The 16,751-nt window shown below is 58.7% G+C and carries 12 protein-coding genes; 9 read left to right on the forward strand and 3 right to left on the reverse strand.

Features of this window, described 5'->3' with window-relative positions:
* Positions 1-111: 111 nt before the first annotated feature.
* Positions 112-1,365: a serine hydroxymethyltransferase gene (gene glyA / locus AAEZ08_RS21915; protein ID WP_003281613.1), complete on the reverse strand. Its 1,254-nt coding sequence runs from the start codon at positions 1,363-1,365 to the stop codon at positions 112-114.
* A 669-nt stretch (positions 1,366-2,034) separates the two neighbouring features.
* Here glyA and AAEZ08_RS21920 point away from each other — a divergent pair.
* Genes AAEZ08_RS21920 through AAEZ08_RS21930 form a run of 3 tightly spaced genes read left to right on the forward strand, consistent with a single transcriptional unit; the run spans position 2,035 to position 8,600 of the window.
* Positions 2,035-4,017, forward strand: coding sequence for a type I restriction-modification system subunit M (locus AAEZ08_RS21920; protein WP_500125125.1), 1,983 nt, complete (start codon positions 2,035-2,037; stop codon positions 4,015-4,017).
* Positions 4,014-5,411: a restriction endonuclease subunit S gene (locus AAEZ08_RS21925; RefSeq protein WP_500125126.1), complete on the forward strand. Its 1,398-nt coding sequence runs from the start codon at positions 4,014-4,016 to the stop codon at positions 5,409-5,411. The genes AAEZ08_RS21920 and AAEZ08_RS21925 overlap by 4 nt, the downstream gene beginning before the upstream one ends.
* A complete protein-coding gene (locus AAEZ08_RS21930; RefSeq protein WP_500125127.1) occupies positions 5,412-8,600 on the forward strand; it encodes a type I restriction endonuclease subunit R in 3,189 nt (1,062 codons plus the stop codon).
* A gap of 18 nt (positions 8,601-8,618) precedes the next feature.
* Here the strand turns inward: AAEZ08_RS21930 and AAEZ08_RS21935 are convergent, their stop codons facing one another.
* Positions 8,619-8,840: a helix-turn-helix domain-containing protein gene (locus AAEZ08_RS21935; protein ID WP_003105872.1), complete on the reverse strand. Its 222-nt coding sequence runs from the start codon at positions 8,838-8,840 to the stop codon at positions 8,619-8,621.
* Positions 8,841-8,942: 102 nt separating this feature from the next.
* Between AAEZ08_RS21935 and AAEZ08_RS21940 the strand changes: the two genes are divergently transcribed.
* The 5 genes from AAEZ08_RS21940 (at position 8,943) to AAEZ08_RS21960 (ending at position 13,242) form a co-directional block, all read left to right on the forward strand.
* Positions 8,943-9,533, forward strand: a complete 591-nt coding sequence (locus AAEZ08_RS21940) for a VspR family transcription factor (RefSeq protein WP_125898640.1) — start codon at positions 8,943-8,945, stop codon at positions 9,531-9,533.
* A complete protein-coding gene (locus tag AAEZ08_RS21945) occupies positions 9,530-10,930 on the forward strand; it encodes a DEAD/DEAH box helicase (protein ID WP_500125128.1) in 1,401 nt (466 codons plus the stop codon). The genes AAEZ08_RS21940 and AAEZ08_RS21945 overlap by 4 nt, the downstream gene beginning before the upstream one ends.
* A gap of 90 nt (positions 10,931-11,020) precedes the next feature.
* On the forward strand, positions 11,021-11,323 hold the full coding sequence (locus AAEZ08_RS21950) for a hypothetical protein (protein ID WP_125898638.1): 303 nt from the start codon (positions 11,021-11,023) through the stop codon (positions 11,321-11,323).
* Entirely contained in the window at positions 11,323-12,138 is an 816-nt protein-coding gene (locus AAEZ08_RS21955) for an inositol monophosphatase family protein (RefSeq protein ID WP_374366400.1), read from the forward strand. Before AAEZ08_RS21950 ends, AAEZ08_RS21955 begins: the two co-directional genes overlap by 1 nt.
* A 180-nt stretch (positions 12,139-12,318) precedes the next feature.
* A complete protein-coding gene (locus tag AAEZ08_RS21960) occupies positions 12,319-13,242 on the forward strand; it encodes a hypothetical protein (protein ID WP_260465936.1) in 924 nt (307 codons plus the stop codon).
* A 265-nt stretch (positions 13,243-13,507) separates the two neighbouring features.
* On the opposite strand, the gene AAEZ08_RS21965 is transcribed toward AAEZ08_RS21960, so the two are convergent.
* On the reverse strand, positions 13,508-14,878 hold the full coding sequence (locus AAEZ08_RS21965) for a transposase (protein ID WP_500125129.1): 1,371 nt from the start codon (positions 14,876-14,878) through the stop codon (positions 13,508-13,510).
* Between the two features lie 376 nt (positions 14,879-15,254).
* Here AAEZ08_RS21965 and AAEZ08_RS21970 point away from each other — a divergent pair, with 376 nt between their 5' ends.
* A complete protein-coding gene (locus tag AAEZ08_RS21970; protein ID WP_011911464.1) occupies positions 15,255-16,739 on the forward strand; it encodes a DUF1254 domain-containing protein in 1,485 nt (494 codons plus the stop codon).
* Positions 16,740-16,751 lie beyond the last annotated feature (12 nt).

Below are 16,751 nucleotides of genomic sequence, written 5' to 3' on the forward strand. Positions count from 1 at the left end.
AACATCAAAAACACCAACGCCCCGAACCAGTCGGGGCGTTGGATTTGCCTATCTTCAGTGCGTTTTCACACGCTCTGTTTCGCGGGCTCTCTGGATGAAGCAGTTGAGTGCTTAGTTGCCGTATACCGGGAACTTGGCGCAGACCGCTTCGACCTTGCCACGGACCGCGTCGATCACCGACTCGTCGCCCATGTTGTCGAGGATGTCGCAGATCCAGCCGGCCAGATCACGGCACTCGGTTTCGCCGAAGCCGCGAGTGGTGACAGCCGGGGTGCCAATGCGCAGACCGGAAGTCACGAACGGCGAACGCGGGTCGTTCGGCACGCTGTTCTTGTTCACGGTGATGTGCGCGTTGCCCAGGGCAGCATCCGCATCCTTACCGGTGATGTCCTGTTTGATCAGGCTGAGCAGGAACAGGTGGTTTTTGGTGCCGCCGGAAACCACGTCGAAGCCGCGCTGGATGAACACTTCGGCCATGGCCTGTGCGTTCTTCACGACCTGCTGCTGGTAGGCCTTGAACTCGGACTGCAGCGCTTCCTTGAAGCACACGGCCTTGGCGGCAATGACATGCTCCAGCGGGCCACCCTGGGCACCGGGGAAAACGGCAGAGTTGAGTTTCTTCTCGATCTCGGCGTTGGCACGCGCCAGGATCAGGCCGCCGCGCGGACCGCGCAGGGTCTTGTGGGTCGTGGTGGTGACGACGTCGGCAAACGGTACCGGGTTCGGGTATACGCCAGCGGCAACCAGACCAGCCACGTGGGCCATATCGACGAACAGGTAGGCACCTACCTTGTCGGCGATCTCACGGAAACGGGCGAAGTCCAGCAGCTGGGAGTAAGCGGAGAAACCGGCAACGATCATCTTCGGCTTGTGCTCGACGGCCAGACGCTCGACTTCGTCGTAATCGATCAGGCCTTGATCGTTGATGCCGTACTGCACGGCGTTGTACAGCTTGCCGGACGAGGAAACGCTGGCGCCGTGGGTCAGGTGACCACCGTGGGCCAGGCTCATGCCGAGAATGGTATCGCCAGCCTGCAACAGCGCCAGGTAAACAGCGGCGTTGGCCTGGGAGCCGGCATGCGGCTGAACGTTGGCGTAATCGGCGCCGAACAGTTCCTTGGCGCGGTCGATGGCCAGTTGCTCGACCACGTCGACGTATTCGCAACCGCCGTAGTAGCGCTTGCCCGGGTAGCCTTCGGCGTACTTGTTGGTCAGTACCGATCCCTGAGCTTCCATCACCGCTGGGCTGGTGTAGTTCTCCGAGGCGATCAGCTCGATGTGGTCTTCCTGACGCTTGGCTTCCTGCTCCATGGCAGCGAAGAGATCGGCGTCGAAACGGGCGAGGGTCAAATCACGGCTGAACATGGCAGTCCTCTGAGGTCAGCTGGCGGTTAAAAAGTGAGGCGCGGATTCTACCCCATCCACGCCGTTGCGGGTATGAGCGCTGGTCATGGTCAGCATGAACGCGAGCGCCCTACCGACCCGCGCAGGCCCCACCGACAGCACCGCCGCGGTTTGCCCTGACCGGCCCATTCGGGTAGCTTTGCGCCCTTTACATGCCACCCTTTTCTTCCCGGCCCTGACGGCTTCGGGGCGGCATCCATCACCACTGTCACGGGCATCTGTTTCCATGGCTCAATACGGGTATCTGCCCTATTAAATTTTAGTCACGTTTTGCGATCTGCAGTTGAGCTCGCATCAACACTGGTTTTCCAGCCTGTCCAGCTATACTTTTCTCCTCGACCCGGTGTCATTGCAGAGCTTTTAGTTAGCTTTTGCTGGTTTTGGTCAATTTTAGGCTTCAAAACTTAACTTTTTGTGTGCGTTCCTGTGGTCGCTTCTTGTCAGCTATCGCCAGCCGATTTGTTGTTATTAAGGCAGCAAATAAAGTTCTTCTTATAGAAGAGGCTCATTACTGCTCAGGGCATCCACAAGCCCTCGATGCCATTGAGAAAATTCTAGCGGTGCAGGTGAAGTGATCACTGACGCCTAGGTTAGACTCGCGCCTTTGCACGCCTTTCAAGGAGCAGTTGCGTGAACACGGAAAACCATTCCCAGACAGCCGCCTTTCTCTGGTCGATTGCCGACCTGCTGCGCGGTGACTTCAAGCAGTCGCAGTACGGTCGCATCATCCTGCCGTTCACCTTGCTGCGTCGTATGGAGTGTGTGCTGGAGCCGACCAAGGAAGCGGTGATCCGTGAGTCTTATGCGCAGGAAGGCCGGCCTGATCTGGTGCGTGAGCGGCTGTTGCTGCGTGCTGCCGGGCAGCAGTTCTTTAATGCTTCCAAACTGACCCTGGGCACGCTGTCCGACACCCAAACCGCCGCCGACCTGATGAGCTACGTGCAGTCCTTCAGCAAGGACGCCCGCGAGATCTTCGAGCACTTCCATTTTGAAGACTTCGTGCAGCAGCTCGCCGCCGCCAACTTGCTGTATCAGGTGGTGCAGCGCTTTGCCGCGACTGACCTGAGTCCCGAGCGCATCAGCAACTTCGGCATGGGCATCATCTTCGAAGAGCTGATTCGTAAGTTCGCGGAAAGCTCCAACGAAACTGCAGGGGAACACTTCACCCCGCGCGATATCGTGCACCTGACCACCTCGCTGGTGATCACCGGGCAGGACGACAAGCTCAAGCCCAACAGCATCGTCACCATCTACGACCCGACTGCAGGCACCGGCGGTTTTCTCTCCGAGGGCGACGAGTACATCCAGTCCATCAGCCAGCAAGTCACCGTGTCGCTGCACGGCCAGGAGCTCAACCCCGAGTCTTACGCCATCTGCAAGGCGGACATGCTGATCAAAGGGCAGGACGTCACCAGCATTAAGCTGGGCAACACCCTGTCCAACGACCAGCTTGCCGGCCCCGAGCATCGCTTCGACTTCATGCTCAGTAACCCGCCGTTTGGCGTGGAGTGGAAGAAGGTGCAGAAGCAGATCACCGACGAGCACAGCGAGAAAGGCTTCAACGGCCGTTTCGGTCCCGGTCTGCCGCGTGTGTCCGATGGCTCGCTGCTGTTCCTCCTGCACCTGGTCAGCAAGATGCGTGACCCGCGTGAAGGCGGCTCGCGCATCGGCATCATCCTCAACGGCTCGCCACTGTTTACCGGCGGCGCCGGTTCGGGAGAGTCGGAGATTCGCCGCTACCTGCTGCAGAACGATCTAGTCGAAGCGATCATCGCCCTGCCCACCGACATGTTCTACAACACCGGCATCGCCACTTATGTGTGGGTGTTGAGCAACCACAAGGCCGCTGTGCGCCAGGGCAATGTGCAGTTGATCGACGGCAGCCAGCACTTCGCCAAGATGCGCAAGTCGCTGGGCAGCAAGCGCCAGTACCTCACCGAGGAACAGATCGACGAGCTGGTGCGCCTGTATGGCCGCTTCGAGGAAACTCCACAAAGCAAGATCTTCCCCGTCGATGCCTTCGGCTACCGGCGCATTACCGTCGAACGCCCGCTGCGCTTGAACTTCCAGGCCAGCGCCGAGCGCATCAACAAGGTGCTGGAAGAAAAGGCCATCGAGAAGCTGGAAGCCCCGGCACGACAGCGGCTGATCGAAGCCCTGCAGACCATGGACGCTAGCGTGCTGTACCGTAACCGCGAGCAGTTCAGCAAGCTGCTGAAGAAGGCGCTCAGCGCTCACCATGTATCGCCCAGCGCGCCCGAGCTGAAGGCCATCCTCAATGCCCTGAGCGAGCGTGACCCCGAAGCGGATATCTGCATGGTCAAAGGCCAGCCGGAAGCCGATGCCGGCCTGCGCGACAACGAAAACGTGCCGCTGGGCGAATCGGTATACGACTACTTCGAGCGCGAAGTGAAACCCCATGTGCCGGATGCCTGGATCGACGAGAGCAAGACGGATGCGCAGGACGGCGAAGTCGGCGTGGTCGGCTTCGAGATTCCCTTCAACCGCCACTTCTACGTGTTCCAGCCACCGCGCCCGCTGGAAGAAATCGACCGTGACCTGAAAGCCTGTACCGACCGCATCAAGCAGATGATCGAGGGGCTGTCGGCATGACGTTTCCCTGTTATCCGATATACAGAACTTCAGGGATCGAGTGGTTAGACCAAGTGCCTGGCCATTGGCGCAGTGTTCCCATTAAGTACATGGCGCTTGAAAGAAATTCATTGTTCTTAGATGGTGACTGGATTGAGAGCAAGGATATTTCGTCAGATGGGATTCGCTACATAACAACAGGGAACGTCGGAGAGGGTGCGTATAAAGAGCAAGGTGCTGGATTTATTTCTGAAGAGACTTTCCATGCTCTTGGATGCACAGAGGTTTACGAGGGTGACGTTCTGGTCTCTCGTTTGAACAACCCTATTGGGCGTGCCTGCGTGGTTCCAGACCTCGGCGGGAGAGTGGTCACCTCTGTAGATAACGTGATTTTTAGGCCGGACTCAAAGTTCGATAAGAAATTCATCGTTTATCTCTTCAGTAGCGAAGAGTATTTCAAGCACACAAGCAATCTTGCTCGCGGTGCCACGATGCAGCGTATTAGCCGCGGGCTTTTAGGCAACATTCGAGTTGTTACTCCTTCGTTTGAAGAACAAACCCAAATCGCCCGCTTCCTCGATCACGAAACCGCCCGCATTGACGCGCTGATCGAAGAGCAGCAGCGCCTGATCGAACTGCTCAAGGAAAAGCGCCAGGCTGTGATCTCCCACGCCGTTACCAAAGGCCTCGACCCGACGGTGCCGATGAAAGACTCCGGCGTGGAGTGGCTGGGCGAGGTGCCGGCGCACTGGATTATTTCGCAGTTGAAATTCAATACGACTGAGATGCAAACAGGGCCATTTGGCAGCCAGCTTCACGCAGAAGATTACATCGATGGCGGCATTCCATTAATCAATCCTGCGCACATGGTTGATGGGCGAATAATTCCGGACTTTCAGGTTTCAGTCGATGAGGAAACATGGTCTCGTTTAAGTCGCCATGCCTTAAAGGCTGGTGAGATTATTTTCGCTCGCCGAGGGGAATTAGGCCGCTGCGCTGTTGTTTCTAAAGATCAAGAGGGTTGGCTTTGTGGGACGGGAAGCTTAAAGGCATCACTTAATAGTCGCTTGAGTTCCGAGTACGCCTATTTGCTTGTGACATCAAAAGGGGTTGTCTCTGAACTGTCTTTAGAGTCCAAAGGTTCAACTATGGAAAATCTGAACACAGAGACGTTAGGACGAGTGCGCTTGCCTTTGCCTCCGCTGTCTGAGCAAGAGGCAATTCTTGAGCATGTTCATGAAATTTCAGGTCAGTTTGCTGCGCTGATCAATGAAGCGGAAGATGGAATTAAGCTAATTACAGAACGCCGCTCCGCCCTAATCTCCGCCACCGTCACCGGCAAAATCGACGTGCGCGGCTGGCAGCCACCGGCCAGCACCCAAGCCCCAAAATTAGAAGTAGCAGAGGCCGTATAAATGGCGGACAGCAAGGAAGCCCAGTTCCAGCAGGACATCATCACCGCCATGGTTGCCCAGGGTTGGCTCACCGGTCCGGCCAGCGGCTATGACCGGCGCACGGCGCTCTATACCGAGGATTTTCTCGGCTACTTCAAGGCCGCCTGGCCGGAGCGTTGGGACAAGTTCGCCAAGGCCAACCCGAACAACCCGGATGCCGTGCTGGTGCAGAAACTGGTGCGCGAGCTGGAACAGGACGGCACCCTGGATGTGCTGCGCCATGGCTTCAAGCTACCGGGGGTGAAGATCGAGGCGTGCAGCTTCAAGCCCGACCACGGCATGAACCCGGACACCCTCAAGCGCTACCAGTGCAACCGCCTGCGCGTGGTGCCGGAGGTGTCTTACTCGCCGCATTTCCGGGAAGGCGAGTACAACCCGCGCCTCGATCTGGTGCTGTTCGTCAACGGCATCCCCGTCGCCACGCTGGAGCTGAAAAGCGAGTTCAAACAGAGCGTGGAAAACGCCAAACGTCAGTACCGCTACGACCGCCCCGTGAAAGACCCGCTCACGCGCAAGCCCGAGCCGCTGCTGACTTTCAAGCGCGGCGCTCTGGTGCACTTTGCCGTCAGCCAGGATGAGGTGGCGATGACCACCAAGCTGGCTGGCAAGGAGACCTTCTTTCTGCCGTTCAACCTCGGCAGCCTCGACGGCGGTGCCGGTAATCCGCCGGCGCCGGATGACAGCCAGTACGCCACCGGCTACCTGTGGCAGCGCCTGTTCCAGCCCGATGCCTGGCTCAAGGTGCTGGGCCGCTTCCTGCACCTGCAGAAGAGCGTGAAAGAGGATGCCGACGGCAAGCGCGTGACCAAAGAAACCCTGATCTTCCCGCGCTATCACCAGTGGGAAGTGGTCAACACGCTGATCGAGACCACCCGCGCTGAAGGGCCGGGCAAGCGTTACCTGATCCAGCACAGCGCCGGCTCCGGCAAGTCCAACTCGATTGCCTGGACGGCGCATCAACTGGCCTCGCTCTACGATGCCGAGGGTCAGCGCCTGTTCAACTCGGTGATCGTGATTACCGACCGTACCGTGCTGGACAAGCAGCTGCAGGACACCATCTACCAGTTCGAGCACGCTCAGGGCGTGGTCAAATGCATCACCCGCGATATCGGCAACCAGAGCAAGTCCGAGCAACTGGCCGAGGCCCTGGCCGAGCAGACGCGCATCATCATCGTCACCATCCAGACCTTCCCGGCGCTGTTCGATGCGCTGGACAAGTACCCCAAGCTGGCGAGCGGACGCTATGCGGTGATCGCCGACGAGGCGCATTCCTCGCAGACCGGCTCATCGGCCAGCAAGCTCAAGCAGATTCTTGGTAGCGATGCGCCAGAGGCTGAGGAGATCAGCGCCGAAGAGCTGCTGGACGCCGCCGTGGCCGCGCGCGCGCCCAACGAGCGCATCAGCTATTACGCCTTCACCGCCACGCCCAAGGCCAAGACCCTGGAGCTGTTTGGTCGCCCGGCCAACCCGGCGCTGCCGGCCAGTGCCGATAACAAGCCGGAGGCGTTTCACCTGTATTCGATGCGCCAAGCCATTGAGGAAGGCTTCATCCTCGATGTGCTGCAGAACTACACCACCTACAGCACCGCCTGGAAGATCGCCCACCCGGATGGCGACGATGACGAGGTGGACTCGAAGAAGGCGCGCATGAAGCTGGCGCGCTGGGTGCGCCTGCATCCGTACAACATCAGCCAGAAGGTGGAGGTGATCGTCGAGCACTTCCGCGCCAATATCCGCCACCTGCTGGGCGGCCAGGCCAAGGCCATGGTGGTCACCAGCAGCCGGCAGGAGGCGGTGCGCTACCAGCTGGCGGTGCAGGCCTATGTGAAGCAGATGGGCTACAACGACGTGCATCCGCTGGTGGCCTTTTCCGGCAGCGTGTTGCCGGATGAGGTGATCCCCGAAGAGGTGACGGAAAGCAGCAGCCTGCTCAACCCCGGCCTGAACGGGCGTGACCTGGCGGAAGCCTTCGACACCCAGGACTTCAACGTGATGATCGCCGCCAACAAGTACCAGACCGGCTTCGATCAGCCCAAGCTGTGCGCCATGTACGTGGACAAGAAGCTGCAGGGCGTGGACTGCGTGCAAACCCTGTCGCGCCTGAACCGCACCTTTGGCGACAGCAAGCCAACCTTCATTCTCGACTTCTTCAACGACGCCCAGGACATTCTCGACGCCTTTCTGCCGTACTACACCAAGGCCGAGCTGACCGACGTGACCGACCCGCAGCTGATCTATGACCTGCAGAAGAAGCTGGATGCCGAGGGCATTTACCACTGGGAGGAAGTGGCGGCATTCGCGCTGGCTTTCTTCGACCCCAAGGCCGCCGCCAGCAAGCTCAGCTACTACTGCGCGCCCGCCAAGGAGCGCTTCGCCAAGCGCTACAAGCTGGCCCAGGAATCACGCCAGCACGCGCTGGACTTCAAGCGCACCGCCGAGCAAAACGGCGACAGCGCGGGCCTTAAAAAAGCCGAAGCAGCCGTGAAGGAAGCTGGCGAGCAGGTGGATCAGCTCGATCTGTTCCGCAAGAACCTGCAAAGCTTCGTGCGGCTGTATGAGTTTTTGTCGCAGATCATTCCCTACGAGGATCGCGAGCTGGAGCAGCTGTGCGTGTACGCCAAGCACCTGCACCCGCTGCTGCGTGTGGATCGCCTCGATCAGGACGACGTGGACGTGGGCGAGCTGCAACTGACCCACTACCGCCTGACCAAGCGCGCCGAGCACCAACTGCGCTTGAGTGAGGAGCAAGGCGACTACGGCCTTGATCCGGCTACAGGGCTGGGCAGCGGCAAGCCCCATGATCCGGAGAAGAAGCGGCTGTCGGAAATCATCGAGGCGCTCAACGATATCTTCGGCGCCGAGGTGAGCGATGAAGACCAGCTGCAGTTCCTCACCGGCATCGCCAATCGCATCAGCCGCCAGGAAGATGTAATGGCCCAGGTCAACAACCACTCGGTCGAACAGGTGATGCATGGCCTGTTCCCCAAGAGGGTGCTCGATACCGTACTGGACGCCATGACCGACAACGAAAAGATGTCGTTGGAAGTGCTGGATAACGAGACCAAGAGTCGGGCGTTTGCGTTGGTGATTTTGAAGATGCTGACGCAGCAGGCGGGGCTGGAGCAAGGTAATAGCAGCGCGGCTGTCTAACCGTATTACGTGCTCGGGTTAGATTTCAGATGGCTGTGGCAGAAGGCTTGAAGGATCGCAGGCGAGCTCGCCCGCGATGCGGTAGAGCTTCTCGACGGTGATGTTGACCTCACCACGCTCGATCCGGCCTACATAGCTGCGGTCGAGACTGCACGCCAGCGCCAGTGCATCCTGGGAAATCCGGCAGGCCTTCCTCTGCATTCGGATGCGTTCCCCTAACGCCTTCGCCAACTTATCCATGACCGTCTCAATTCAACTTGAGGCGGCAATATCGTGCGTTTGCGGACGTATAGGCCACGGATTATAATCCGCATTTTCGCGCTATTTCTTCTGGTGCCCTCAATGAAATCGGCCTCGTTTATCTTCGACAGGCGTCTGTATGAGCTGCTTCAGGAGCCCGGGCGTACATCGTTTACGACCCGCGAGCTGCGCGATGCCTATGCCGCTCGCTTGAGTGGCACACAATTCCGTATCGCCGATGTGCGACGCTATGTGTATGAGCAGATTCGCCGATTAGTGCGTGCGGGCTGGGTTTCTCCGGACGAGGACCGCCGTGTTCGAGGGCAGGTCTACCACCTGCAGCCGATTCCGGTACATCTGCAACTGGAACTGGTCGACAACGGTTTTGAGAACAGCCTGATGGCTGCCGGAGTGCCCGAACCAGACACGGCAGTACGCGACGTGGAAGCTTTGCCGCTTAAGTCGTCAGCCAATATGGATTTGCAGTTGGAGGCGCTCCACAAGGAAATCCGCTTGGACTTTCTCACTTCAATGGGCGAGGCAGAGCGATTCAAACTGCTTCTGGACGAGATGCCGCATTTACGGGACAAGGTTGAAGGTGATTACCTGGAAGCCAGGGATCGCAGTTCTCGCCTCTTGGGGCATCTGCGCGCCATCGAAAAGACCCTCAAAACGCTCGCTGCACCACGATGAGCAGCTCGCTACGGAGCTGGCAGAACAGCTGCATCACTCGGGCGTTGGAGCACTTCACCGTCACGCCGCACTTCTTCTGCCAGGCAACGCCGGGAGCTGGAAAGACGCGCATGGCTGCAGAACTGGCCAGCCGACTGCTTGAGCAGGACAGAATTGATTTGGTGCTGTGCTTTGCGCCGTCGTGCCAGGTCGTGGAGGGTTTTCGTTCGACCTTTGCGGGTGTGCTAGGCAGGCGTCTCGACGGCCAGATAGGTGCCGTGGGCGCGGCTTATACCTATCAGGCCATGGAATACCGTGATGAGGGATTCTGGCAGCTTCTTGATGACTACCGGGTGTTGGTGGTCTTCGATGAGATCCACCATTGCGCCGGCCATGATCCGCTGCTCAGCAATGCCTGGGGGCAGCAGATACTGCATCGAATACAGGATCGTGCCGCCTTCACGCTTGCCCTTTCTGGCACGCCCTGGCGTTCAGACGATAAGGCCATCGCCCTGGCGCGGTATTCATCGCCCGAAGGGCATCTGATCTGTGATTACCGTTATGGCTTGAAAGACGCCATTGCCGACGGCGTGTGCCGATCCCCTCGCATTGTTCTGCTCGACAATCAGAAGGTGAAACTCACGGAAGAATTGGGTGCGGATAGCTCTGTTAGACTGTTTCCCAGCATCGCCAAACTGTTGGGCGAGTCACCTGTCACCTATGAAGAACTGCTGCGTCATGACGAGGTGATTAATCCAATCCTCGACCTTGGCTGCAGCAAACTGAGCGAGCTACGCCAGATCAAGCCTGATGCCGCCGGATTGGTGGTGGCCACCGATATTGAACACGCTCAGCAAATAGCCCTGGCTCTAGAAGCAATGGGTGAAGAGTGCCGCATCGTGACCAACAAAACCCCGGATGCGCAGCAGGTGATCAATGCGTTTCGGAGCAGCGCCTGCCGCTGGATTATTGCCGTCGGAATGATCAGCGAAGGCACCGACATTCCACGCCTGCAAGTGTGCTGCTATCTCAGCCGTATCCGCACCGAACTGCATTACCGGCAAGTGCTAGGGCGAGTGCTGCGGCGCACAGGTGAGTTCGATGACCAGGCATGGCTATTCATGTTGGCGGAGCCAACGCTTCAAGGCTTTGCGGAGCGAATTGCGGATGACCTGCCGGATGACCTGGCAGTTATGAGCGATGTGCAGATGCCTGGTTTTACTCCAGGCTCCAGGCCTGAGCCGATGGGCACTTTGGGTCATGTCGAAGGTTTCGACGGTGCAGGGTTAGGCGGTGCAGAACCGGGTATTGGATCGCAGATTACGAACATCATTTCGCTGGGTGGCTTTGCAATTGAGCCCGCTTACCAGGTCAGCTTTTCCCAGCATTATCGGCAGCAGCTACTGGCTTGTTTTTGATGCTCAGCCAGTCGAGGCTGATCCAATGATGTTGGTGTTCATGAATCCATAACCGGCCGGCGTCGTGTGGAACGTAGTCGTGAGGTGTGGATGGAGATTAAGTCGCAGGCATTGGTCGATGTCGTTGAGGATGTGATCTGCGACGTGTGCCGCTCTGGCACGCGTATTCCCGGGTATGGTCCCCAATACGGCAAGCTTGAAGCCCAATGGGGATATGGCTCCCAGCATGATGGGGAGCACTACCGGGTGCATCTCTGTGAGCCCTGCTTTTTCAGGGTGCTGAGTGGGTTGCGTCGGGAGCGCATGGTCAATGGCATGTTCGATGATGAGCAGCCATTTTCCTCTGAGGATTTTGGCTTGGTCAGCAAGGGTAACTACTGGGAAAAGAGCTGATGACAGGACTGCGACTGAGCGATCTTCTTGAGCCCGTCATGCAGCTTGCTTACGAAGCAGGCCGACTTATTGAGTCAGAGCTTAATAGACCAGACGGCCCAAGGGGCACTGGCTTTAAGGCAGACGTCGATGTTGAAATCGAGGTACTTCTGCGACAGCGACTGAAGCACATCCTTAATTGCGATTTTGTCGGAGAAGAAACGGGCTGCGAGCTTTCAGGCCACCCATTTAGTTGGGTTGTTGACCCCAATGATGGAACAGGCGACTTCCTCAATCGGCGGCCGGGCTCTGCCATTTCTATCGGATTGCTGCATAACGCAACGCCAGTGCTGGGTGTGGTTTACGCCCCCGTCACGCCTAGCGGTCCTGACTGCATAGCATGGGCTGAGGGTGCACCAGCTTTACTGCGTAATGGTCGTCCCGTGAATAATGACCTGCAATCTGCGATCTTGGCACCGGGGACAGCGGTAATGGTTAGCTATGGGGGCACCCAAAAAGCCAAGCAGAATGCTTTGCTTTGCCACCCGGCTATTTTCCACCCGATGCCAAGCATTGCTTACCGCCTTGCGCGTGTTGCCGCAGGCGATGGTGTTGCTGCCGTATCGCTCTACAGCGTTTCACCCCATGACCTGGCTGCGGGCCATGCTTTGTTGCGTGCGGTCAATGGCGATATCTGGAATGAGAAAGGTGAGTCGGTGCGATACGCATCACCACAAGCATTTACTCGAAGTTTGAATTTCTGCTTCGGTGGCGCGCAGGCAGCGTGCTCAGAATTGCTCGGCCGACCATGGCAGTCGCTAAAAGGACAGTGGTGATGTGCCGTAGGCCGTATATGCGCCTGTGCACCTTTTGTCTCCTACATCGCAACGTGCCGCTGAAGAAAAAATGGGCAATAGCCGTGAAAGTGAAGATTTTCTTGGGTCAGTTAGGAGAATCTTAGCCAGCATCCAGTCACAATAAGCGAAAAACGCTGGGAAAGCCGCACGGCTGCAATCATGGGTCACAGCAATCCGTTCGTCACTGGCGAGCGGAGCTGGACGCTGGGCCACAAGCCGGAGCGCGAGGGCCTAGTTTCCCAGCTGCCTGCACCGCATGCCGCCACAACCTCCTCTAATTCGCCCGCATCTGCGGGAGAACTGCGGCTGGCCGGCAAAGTGAAAGGCAGCGACATGCCCACGCTTTTGGAACGTTTGGGCTGCCCGCTTCCGCCTCGACCGCTGAAGCTCCCGCGAGGGCGCCCCGAGCGGATCCGAATGCCGCTGTTGAACCGAAGTGCGGCTTGGTCCGAGCGAGAACGGAAGTGGATTGACGAAGTCGACGGTGACGTTGCCCCCTTCCCAGCAGACAGCCACGGCCAAGTCGTGGCCGAAGTATCCCGCTTCAAGATTCTCAAGCCACGGCTGTCGGAGCACCGCCTCTACCGCTTTAGAGCACCCTCGGCAGAGATTGACAGTGAAGACTTCGACGACTGCTATGCCAGGCTGCCCATCGCTGTTTGGCTTGGCCAGTACGTCGCATTTGACAATGATCTGGCGCCAACGCTGGTAAGGAGAGTTGTTTGCTCGGTGGACATGGGCTTTGACGCAGCGGCCTATTCGTTCGCTTTGTGCCCGAACTGGGTGAAGCGGCTTCGCTGGAGCGCGCATGACGAGGAGCCCAGCGTCTTCCTCGATCCGAGCGGCACTGTGGTCGCAAGGCTCTGCTGGTGGCGTGATGCCGGCCCGGTTGATATCGATGCGGAGTCCCTGTGGGGCGAGGGTTGCTACCTCGTCCTGACGTCAGTAGGTATCGAACAGGTCACCACTGCCCGTGGGAAGCCGGACCTGGACATCAGCGTGTTCGCAAGCAGGCAGATCAAGCAACCGAGCAGCTACGGGGAGTCTCTCTTGAAGACGGCGAAGAACGGCTACTCAATCTAAACCATGCAGATTCAGCGGCGATGTCAAGCGAGAGGGGCCATGCTGGCTTGAGCCGGCTGTCCCGGAGGGCTGCTTCCGGCCGGTTGCGGCAGGCTACAACCGGCCGATTCTGTTGAAAAAGTAGCTTTAGCGGCAGCCAGCCGGTCGGATGTGCCTGCTGTCGAAGTGGCTGCAAGCCACTTCAAGTTGCCTTCCGGCGTTTCACTGAGCGTCCTTGCTCAGGTTTGAGGGTTAATTTGAGGGTTTCTGCCCGCAGCAGGCGTACCTATCCCGTGAGCGGTGGCCCTTGAGGCAAAAGCTTGGCCATGCGTCGCAGGTTCTGCACCGTCGCCGCCAAAGTGAATTCGTCAGTGGCACCTGTCAGGCCACGCAGTCGTAAACGGTCGAGTTTCATGATCCGTTTGAGGTGGGCGAAAAGCATTTCCACCTTCTTACGTTCGCAGCGAGAGACGAGGTATTCCGGTGTCTTGGCGATACGTCGAGCCACGTCGCGGGCAGCTTCATGGATGCTGCGGACAATCTTCCGATTCGGCGTGTTGGGGCAGCACTTCGCTTTCAACGAGCAGGTGGCGCAGTCGGTTTGGCTGGAGCGGTAGATGATGGTGTTGGCCTTGGTCACCCGCGACCTTTTCTCGGTGAAGGCGCGCCATTCACTGCGTAGCGGTTTGCCAGCTGGGCAGCGATATTCATTGGCTTCCTGATTCCAGTGGAAGTCGTTACTGGAGAGGCTGTCGTCCTTGCGCTCGGTCTTGTCCCACACCGGCACATGCGGCTCGATGTCCTTTTCTTCGACCATCCAGGCCAGCATCGGGGCAGTGCCATAGGCGGTATCGCCGATAAGGCGTTCCGGTGTGAGGTCGAACTGCGCTTCGACACGCTCGACCATCGTCTTGGTCGAATCGACTTCGGCGGTACGGTGCGCTGGAGTCGCCTCCACATCCATGATCACACCGTGCTCAGTGTCGATCAGGTAATTCGTGGAGTAGGCAAAGTAAGCCGGGCCGCCTGGCGCTGCTGTCCAACGGGACTGCGGATCGGTGAGCGAAATTTTCTTGGGAAGAGCTTCCGCCAGCGCCTCTTCATCAAGGGCTTCGAGGTACTCGCGCACGGCGCGGCTGCTGAGCGCTGGATCACGCCAATCGACCTCATCTCCCGCCGCCCCACGTTGCCGGCTGGCATCCGCCTTGATGATGCTGGCGTCGACGGCGAAACCTTCACCCTTGACCAGGCCGGCCGCCATACAGCGCCGCAGCACCTCATTGAACAACCAGCGGAACAGATCGCTGTCACGGAAACGGCCGTGGCGATTCTTCGAGAAGGTCGAGTGATTGGGTACTTCGTCTTCCAGACCCAGCCGGCAGAACCAGCGGTAGGCCAGGTTTAGATGCACCTCTTCGCACAATCGCCGCTCGGAACGGATGCCATAGCAGTAGCCGACGACCAGCATGCGCACCATCAATTCCGGATCAATCGAGGGACGCCCGATGGGGCTATAGAAATCCGCCAGGTAGGCACGCAGATCACTGAGATCCAGACACTGGTCGATGCTGCGCAGGAGGTGTTGGCCCGGGACGTGATCTTCCAGATTGAACGAGTAGAACAGGCGCTGCTGTCCTCCCGGTAACTGTCCCATCATGCTGTTCGCCCCCACGCTCGCTGACAGAGCAATTTTGCCAACGGCATGGGGAGGTCGCTACTTTTTCAACAGAATCGGCCAAAAGCGGCCTGTAGCAGGCAGCGTAAAAGGTCAGGAGCTGACGGCCACCGAACAATGTCTCCGTCCATGGCAGTTGGTTGCAATAGGTCTGAAGCGACCCTTGGCTCAGGATTGAATCGGTTAGCCTGCAGCTGCGCGAACCTCACCAATGCAGCTGCCTTGATGAGAGACTTGGGCGCTGTGGCTTGCTTAGGCTTGTCTGCGCAGGTCAAAAAACTGGCAACCAGAGTTGAGACCCACCAGCCAACCAACCCTAGAGTGGTATTCCCGATACTTTCAATAACAGGGAATGCGTATGAAACTCAAACTCTTGGCGACGGTTCTAGTGGGCGCCGCTCTGACCGCCGGGTATCAGTACCTTGCCGTCCCCGACCTGCAGAAGAAAGACCCCGACGCCGGCCTCAGCCGTGATGAAATCCGGCAGCGCGATGAACGTGCGCAGGAGAACTGGGCCTACTCACTGGGGCTGCAGGCCTATGTCTGGGGCCTGCCGCTGACCATCACCGACCGTGAACGCCTGCTGCGACTGAATGAGCGCAAGCTGAAATTCGTCACCGAGCGCCAGATCTGCCCCTGCGCCCCCATCAACCAGATTGGCCACATGACCAAGCTGGCTACCTCGCAGGATGAGCTGCCTTATACACCCAACAACGACACGATCTACAGCGGCGTCATGCTGGAGCTCAAGGATGATCCGGTGATCCTCAGCCTGCCGGATGTCCAGGACCGCTACTGGAGCGTGCAGGTCGCCGATGCCTATCTGGAGAACCTGCCCTATATCGGCACCCGGGCGACCCAGGGCAAGGGCGGTCACTATCTGTTCGCCGGCCCTGACTGGCAGGGCGAAGTACCCACAGGCGTCGAACTGCGGCGCCTGTCGACCAACTCCGGCGCCCTCGCCCTGCGCTACGGGGTGAGCAAGGAAGATCCTCAGGACCTGCCCCGCGTGCTGGAACTGCAGAAACAGGTGCACACCACCTCGCTCAGCAATTGGGGCAAGCCCGATGGCTTTGGCAAGGTGACCACCGTGAAGATGTCCCGCAAGGAATACAGCGGCGACCTGGCCCTCTTCGAGCGCATGGTCGATCTGCTGAATGAGAACCCACCGCGTTCGGAGCAGCGCGCTGCCGTGTCCATGTTCCAGAGCATCGGCATCGAGCTTGGCAAGCCCTTCGATGCCAGCCGGCTGCACCCGGCCACGGTGGCTGGCCTTAAGCGTGCACTGGCCGACAGCCAGGACCTGATGACTTGGAAGGTGAAGTACCGCGGCACGCCCTACCCGACCCGCTGGAACAACCTGCACGAGGGCAGCTACGGCTTCCACTTCATCAACCGCGCAGAGGGTGCGCTCGAAGGTCTGATGGTGCATGACCGCGAAGAAGGGGTGTACTTCAGCACCTATGAAGATGGCACCGGCCAGTTGCTTGATGGCCAGCAGCGCTACATCTTGCACTTCGAGCGTGATGCACTGCCCCAGCTTCAGGACAAGGGTTTCTGGTCCATCACCCTGTACGGCACCAACTTCCAGCTGGTGGACAATGCCATCGACCGCTACTCCATCGGTGACCGGACCCCGGGACTGACCTACAACCCGGACGGTTCACTGACGCTATATATCCAGCACCAGCCCCCCACCGGGCTCGAAAGCAACTGGCTGCCTTCACCTGATAAAGGGTTGTTCCGTTTGAACTACCGCATCTATCTGCCCGATGAGAAGACGCGCAATCCAAAGACGCTGCAGCAGTTCATTCCGCCCATCCAACCCCAGGCGCGCAGCTGAGCCCAACATGCC

The sequence above is a fragment of the Pseudomonas sp. E45-MNA-CIBAN-0222 genome, from assembly GCF_040310405.1.
Classification (GTDB): domain Bacteria; phylum Pseudomonadota; class Gammaproteobacteria; order Pseudomonadales; family Pseudomonadaceae; genus Stutzerimonas; species Stutzerimonas stutzeri_AC.